Annotated in this window: 1 protein-coding gene; it reads left to right on the top strand. The window is 41.6% G+C overall.

What is annotated here, in order from left to right; genetic code table 11:
• Window positions 1-510: 510 nt before the first annotated feature.
• Window positions 511-966 (top strand): hypothetical protein, encoded by a 456-nt coding sequence (locus L990_RS16490; protein WP_047451721.1) that lies wholly within the window; start codon window positions 511-513, stop codon window positions 964-966.
• The last annotated feature ends 321 nt before the right edge of the window (window positions 967-1,287 follow it).

Here is a 1,287-nt window from a genome sequence, read left to right as displayed (position 1 = left end):
TCCGTAAACAATTGTGGCGTTAGCCACACAGCCAACGGCGAAAATATTTGTTTGAGCAACGCTCGGCAGGTCGTCCGTAACAAAAGGAGTAAACAGGAATCGTTCTACTACCTTTCTTCAAAGATCTACGCACCTATAAGCCGACGGTGCGAGTTAATTTTCGCCTTGTTTTTTGTGCTACTTTTTTGCGCCAAAAAAGTAGCGGGAAGAAATCAGCTAAATGCTGTCGCTACCACCCACGGCTGCGTTTTGCTTTTTTGCTACTTTTGGATGGCGGTCTGCAGACCGCTACTTAGCAAGGACGAAGACACAACCGAACAGAAAGTATGAGCTCAGCGAAACTAATCTTCGCCCAGCCTAGTGCGCTGATGTAGACTACGGCGAGCGGGGGTTACGATATATATGATATTGGAAATCTTCGTTCTTTAGAAGGAAACGGATTGTCTGCAAATTGGTACAGCGCCTTTTATGAAATGGAGCGTTCTATAGTGTTTCCCTAAAATAAAAATAATGGAAAGAAGAGAGATGTTTAAAAAGTTTAAGTTATGCGCCATACGTAAATTCGGGGGATGCTTGAATTCCTTTGGATATAGATATAGAAGTTCGAAATGCAATACTAGCATAAATGGAGCAGAGTTTGTAGATCTGGTCTTTGATAACGAAATAGTTAGTAGGAAAATAAGTATAAATTTTTGGATATTTGGTTCATGGGGTAATTTTGACAAGTCTGTTAGCGTTTCTATTTCTAATAGGGATAGCACTCTTACTATTTGGGAAATATTAGAATATGATAAAATACCCTATGATTCAACAAAATTTTCATTACTGAGTTATGGTGGGGATTTTGATGGGCAAGTAGAAGAACTTTGCGATTTTATTATTGATTTCTTTGAAGTATATTTTCGTGAGTGGATAAAAGGGGAAAGGTGGGAGGATATACCTTTCGATTGGGAGCCTTATAAATAATTTTTTACAATGTAACCTTCGCTAGCCGTAGGTGTGCCATGAATCAAACGGACGCTGTACGTTTGAATGCTGTATAGGAGATGGAAGCCCCTCGCTAGCCGTAGTCTAATTCAAACGCACAGGGCTCGGTGGAATTTGGCTTCGCCGAGCTCCGCTACGCTACGGTTCCCTGTTTGAGCAAGGCTCGGCAGGTCGAACGTAACCAAAATCGAAGACTGGAATCGTTCTGCTACCGTTCTCCAAAGATCTACGCACCTATAAGCCGACGGTGCGAGTTAATTTTCGCCCTGTTTTTTGTGCTACTTTTTTGCGCCAAAAAAG

It is taken from the genome of Alistipes sp. ZOR0009, from assembly GCF_000798815.1.
Classification (GTDB): Bacteria; Bacteroidota; Bacteroidia; order Bacteroidales; family ZOR0009; genus Acetobacteroides.
The sequence above is the reverse complement of the archived record's forward strand: the minus strand, read 5'-3'. Positions and strand labels throughout refer to the sequence as shown.

Coding starts and splice junctions, on each gene's coding strand:
- L990_RS16490 (WP_047451721.1), top strand. CDS start 511: ATGGAAAGAAGAGAGATGTTTAAAAAGTTTAAGTTATGCGCCATACGT.